This window comes from Serratia sp. HNCC26DJ206 (assembly GCF_057180605.1).
In genome coordinates this window covers 1-3544 of the sequence record NZ_JBXUGP010000077.1, presented here as the reverse complement: position 1 = coordinate 3544, position 3544 = coordinate 1, and the positions used below count along the sequence as shown (strand labels likewise).

Below are 3544 nucleotides of genomic sequence, written 5' to 3'. Positions count from 1 at the left end.
ACTCGTGAGGTAGGTGCTTGGGCTCTGTCGTATTCGGGGGCGAGGAGCAACCGTGCGAAAAACCACATTAATAAACTAACAGTCTAAAATATCATAAGTTTTGAGACTGCCAAAAAAGGCACTGAATGTCAGTATCAAAAATCGTGATTTGTACTTTATGATACCAAATAGTATTAATATCGATTTGTGAGACAAAAATGGCCTTATTGGGGTATGCGAGGGTATCAACCAGCCATCAGAAACTGACGGCACGGATTTCTGAACTCAAAGTGGCGGGCGTGGGAGATGATCGGTTTTTCACCGACATGATGTCGGGGGCAACCGATGAGCGCGAAGGGTTGCTGCGACTTCTCGCCCGTGCAGAGAAAGATGGCATTATTCTTTGTACCAAAATGGACCGCCTTGGACGCAATGCCGCTGATATGATCAATATCGTAGATACCTGTTATAAAAAGGGTATCGCTATTCGATTTCTTGAAAATGGTTTAAGCACCGAGGGGACGATGGGCAAGATGGTCATTCAGATACTGGCTGCTGTGGCTGAGGCGGAACGGGAGCGCATTCTGGAGCGGACTAATGAAGGTCGAATAGCGGCTATGGCATCTGGAGTGAAATTCGGACTTAAACCACACAGCCAGTCTGCCATGGTGAGGGAGTTAATCGCACAGGATGCCCCAGAGAAAACGGTACTGGAAAAAACGGGTATATCACGGGCGACTTTTTACAGGCTGAAGAAAAGGACTCTGGCAGGACAACCCCTGGTTACGCGTGAAAAGACAAAAAGATAAGGCGATGTTAAAAATGCAAGAAAGTAAAATTAATATCAACCGAATTCATTCCCTTTATGAGGCGTTGGTGAAGAGGCATACTTCGCTTGAAGAGACCTACCACGCCATCCTTAATGAAGGATTAAAAGCCTTTGACCTATCTCTGGGTATTATCAGTCAGATAGAGGGGGAAAGTTACTCTCTGCTTGCAGTCTCACCAACAGGAAAAGAAATTTCAGCAGGCATGATTTTTGAGTTAAAAAACACCTATTGCCAACGGGTATTCAGTGAAAGAAGAATAATAAGTATTGAACATGCAGGAGAGCACCCCGATTTCAATACTCATCCCGTCTATATTAGTATGCAACTGGAAAGTTATATCTCGGCACCAATATGGGTAGGAGAAAAAATATGGGGCACACTTAATTTTTCTTCCACCCAGATAAGAACGGTATCTTTCTCTGAAGATGACTATGAGTTCATTAGTTTAATGGCTGAGGGTATTGGCTCGTTAATCGAGATGAACTTATTAATCAGTGAAAATGAAACGGTTATTTCAGCGTTACGAAAAAACAACGACATTCTCGAAAGCATTTTTAAAAACTCAACCATCGGGATGGCTTTGGTAGCCCCTTCTGGCCTATGGATGAAAGTTAACAGCTCACTGACCCGTATGCTGGGGTATACTGAAGATCATCTGCTTTCTATCAACTTTCAAAACATCACCCATCCTGATGATTTAACCACGGATTTACAACTATTAGAGGCACTTTCTCAAGGGGATATTCCGTTCTACCAGTTAGAAAAGCGATATCTGACGGCGTCAGGGAATTATATCTGGATACTTCTGAGCGTCTCTCTGGTGCGAGAAGATAATGGTGATGTCAAATATTACATCGCTCAGATTCAAAGTATTGATGAGCGTAAAACGCTGGAAATGGAGCTCAAAAACCAAAAAGAGGCGCTGTATAAGGTCAATATTATTCTGGAGCGCATGGCCACGGAAGACAGTCTGACAGAGATTGCCAATCGCCGAAAGTTTATGCTTTGGTTTGATAGTGAAATGACCAAAATGGCGCGCCATCCAGTCCCTGTATCACTTGCCATTGCCGATATCGATTTTTTTAAATCGTATAACGATGACTATGGTCACCAGGAAGGAGACTTTGCCCTAAAAAATATTGCCAGAGAACTCAGCCATACCCTACGAAGCCAGGATAAAATCGCGCGGTTTGGCGGGGAGGAATTTATCATGCTTTTCCCTGAAACGGATGAAAAGGGCTGTCTTTTGGCTTGCGAAAGATTACGAAAAAGCGTTGAAAACCTGACCTCGCTCAGAAGAACGGTCACGATCAGTATTGGTGCAGTGACATGCCATCCGAAAGAAGGGGAGCTTGTTCACTTTGATGATTTACTGAAAGTGGCAGACTCAAAACTCTATGAAGCGAAAAGGTCTGGGCGAAATCAGGTGAAAGTGACCAACTTAGAAGACCATCAGGACCTAGGCTGTGTCCCGTAATTATTTTTTGTACAATCCAACACCTATTTTAACCAGAAGAAGTCTCTTACGTGGCTCGTTACGATTTTCCCGATGACGCTTGGGCATTGATTTACCCCCTACTGCCGCCTGAACGAGGCGTTTCTAAAGCTGGTCGCCCCTATCTTGAGCACCGCCAAGTGATGAATGGCATATTTTGGGTGCTGTGTTCAGGAGCCCCTTGGCGGGACCTGCCCGAACGTTATGGTCACTGGAAAACGATTTACAACCGGTTTAACCGGTGGCCCAAGAATGGAGTAATAAACTGTATTTTCAATAAATTACTTCAGATACTTGATGGGAAAAGGTTGGTTGACTGGGATGCCATCGCGTCAGATGGCAGTAACATTCGGGCCCTGAAAGCCGCTGCGGGTGCTAAAAAAAACACCCCGATGAACTCAGCTGTCATGTGCTGGGTCGCTTTCGAGGCGGCTTTGGTACCAAAATCCATCTGGCGACAGATAGCACAGGATTACCGCTGAGTTTTTACCTGAGTGGCGGAAAAGCCCATGAGAGCAGATACGCGGAAGCGTTGCTTGGCCGGGTTGGGATCATCCGACAAAGCGGGCACCTGAAATCGCGGCCTAAAGCGGTGCTGGCTGATAAGGGATACTCAAGTCAGGCATTGCGTAATCAACTGAGAATTAAAGGGATAAAAACCGTTATCCCTTTTAAATCGAATGAAAAAGCCAGTCAGGATAAACGCCGGAAACTCGATACCCGATTGTACAAAAAACGTAACGTCGTTGAACGTTGCTTCGCCAAGCTTAAAGAACATCGCCGTATCGCTACCCGTTCGGAAAAAACAGTCAGAAATTACCTGAGCATGTTGAAATTGGGTGCTATCCGGTTATTTTTAAAGCGATTGTCAAATTAAGGGACACACCCTAAATAGCCGCGTCTAATACCGCTACACTTTTGCCAGTCCATGCCTGCTTCCGGGGAATGGACTGGCGGTTTCCATAAAGTGGTGAACTTTTCTCAGCAACTGCCACATTGTTCGGCACTGATGATTACGGGTTATCGTGTCATGCAACGCCTGCCATAAACGCTCAACGTGGTTCACCCACGGTGAGTAAACCGGCTGATAGATCACCTTGAACTTTGGGTTCACTTTCAGCCAGCGGAGGGTTTCACGGCTTTTGTGGATGATATAGTTGTCCACGATGAGCGTGATGCTTTTCGCCCGTCTGTATGTCGCTTTAAGATGCTTTAACAAACTGATAAATAAAGATGAGCG

4 protein-coding genes are annotated in these 3544 nt (G+C 45.3%); 3 read left to right on the top strand and 1 reads right to left on the bottom strand.

What is annotated here, in order from left to right; translation table 11 throughout:
* Positions 1 to 197 precede the first annotated feature (197 nt).
* The 3 genes from AC2A1E_RS23840 to AC2A1E_RS23830 all read left to right on the top strand — a co-directional run bounded on the left by AC2A1E_RS23840 (position 198) and on the right by AC2A1E_RS23830 (position 3181).
* Positions 198 to 788, top strand: a complete 591-nt coding sequence (locus tag AC2A1E_RS23840) for a recombinase family protein (protein WP_484385816.1) — start codon at positions 198 to 200, stop codon at positions 786 to 788.
* A complete protein-coding gene (locus AC2A1E_RS23835) occupies positions 769 to 2286 on the top strand; it encodes a sensor domain-containing diguanylate cyclase (protein ID WP_484385815.1) in 1518 nt (505 codons plus the stop codon). The genes AC2A1E_RS23840 and AC2A1E_RS23835 overlap by 20 nt, the downstream gene beginning before the upstream one ends.
* A 50-nt stretch (positions 2287 to 2336) precedes the next feature.
* A protein-coding gene (locus AC2A1E_RS23830) for an IS5 family transposase (protein WP_484385814.1) occupies positions 2337 to 3181 on the top strand; the annotation gives its coding sequence in 2 pieces (ribosomal slippage) (positions 2337 to 2682 and positions 2682 to 3181; 846 coding nt in all).
* Between the two features lie 33 nt (positions 3182 to 3214).
* On the opposite strand, the gene AC2A1E_RS23825 is transcribed toward AC2A1E_RS23830, so the two are convergent.
* Positions 3215 to 3544 (bottom strand): transposase (locus tag AC2A1E_RS23825; RefSeq protein ID WP_484385813.1); only part of this gene is annotated, 330 nt, incomplete at its 5' end.

Bases quoted from the DNA above. Each gene is read 5' to 3' on its own strand.
- AC2A1E_RS23840 (WP_484385816.1), top strand. From the start codon at position 198: ATGGCCTTATTGGGGTATGCGAGGGTATCAACCAGCCATCAGAAACTG.